Source organism: Monashia sp. HAY1-5C, from assembly GCF_056755255.1.
This window is the reverse complement of the sequence record NZ_JBPGXG010000426.1, coordinates 1-263: the sequence shown is the minus strand read 5'-3', so window position 1 is coordinate 263 and position 263 is coordinate 1. Positions and strand designations below refer to the sequence as shown.

Genomic DNA, 263 nt, shown 5'->3' with positions numbered 1-263 from the left:
TCCTTCCAGTCCGGCGAGTCCTGGACGGTGTTGACCACCTGGGTCACGAATTCCTGCTCGTCGAGCGGGTCGGAATAGCCGGCATGGCCGTCCTGATAGGTAGGCGCCTTCAGGAAGCTGACGGCCGGCATGTTGCCGTTCTTCAGCGCCGCATAGAAGTCGGTTGTGTCGTACTGATGGTTGGCGGCGTCCGTGGTGCCGATCGCGGCCACGGAGGACGGGCGCGCATGCGTCGGATTGGCGGTCGATGCGTAGTACTGGAA

1 protein-coding gene is annotated in these 263 nt (G+C 63.5%); it reads right to left on the bottom strand.

What is annotated here, in order from left to right; translation table 11 throughout:
• On the bottom strand, positions 1–263 hold a 263-nt coding region (locus ACR9ZK_RS22310; protein ID WP_481344121.1), incomplete at both ends, for an alkaline phosphatase family protein.